This window comes from Xanthomonas codiaei (genome assembly GCF_002939785.1).
GTDB lineage: Bacteria > Pseudomonadota > Gammaproteobacteria > Xanthomonadales > Xanthomonadaceae > Xanthomonas > Xanthomonas codiaei.
Window position 1 is genome coordinate 1 of record NZ_MDEC01000083.1, and the last position, 603, is coordinate 603.

2 pseudogenes are annotated in these 603 nt (G+C 55.6%); both read left to right on the forward strand.

Annotation, left to right across the window (positions count from 1 at the left end):
- Positions 1 to 195 precede the first annotated feature (195 nt).
- Positions 196 to 299 (forward strand): annotated as a pseudogene (locus XcodCFBP4690_RS23495) (IS5/IS1182 family transposase); the annotation flags it as partial.
- A gap of 170 nt (positions 300 to 469) precedes the next feature.
- Positions 470 to 603 (forward strand): annotated as a pseudogene (locus XcodCFBP4690_RS22140) (transposase); the annotation flags it as partial.

Below are 603 nucleotides of genomic sequence, written 5' to 3' on the forward strand. Positions count from 1 at the left end.
CGAGAACCCGAGGCTCCAAACGCGACTCTCCGGAGCGATGCCACATTCCGCCCTGTCAGGCATCGTTGTTCAGACCTTCCTTAGAGAAGGCCCGAATAATCCCCGTTGATGCTGCCACATTGGATCAACGAATCGAGCAGATGATCTCGATGCAACTGTCTTTCGGCTACGCGGAGTACAACGGCAAGCGCACTCGGCCTAGTCAAGAACACTGCGCAGGTACTGGCGCTGTTTTCGATATCGGACCTATGGCTGAATAAACAAGGTTGATGCTAGCCCTGGACAAGGCGTGCATGTAATCGGGGCAACACCCGGAAATGCGCCTGGACAGCAAAAAACCCAACGTCTAAAAGCGGTAAGCGCGACCAATGTGGCTTATCGCATCAACTAGCCGCGTTGATCAGACTATCCCTAGAGCGTGTTATGAACTTGAGGCTTTCGCGGCTATCGTAAGCGGACGAAGCCACCGCGCCCTTATCCGACCGACGTCTCCGATGAAGAATGGGTCTTCGCTGCGCCCTACTTGACGCTGATGGATCCACAGGCACCGCAGCGCAAGTATGACCTGCGCTTGATGTTCAACGCGTTGCGCTGGATGGCGCG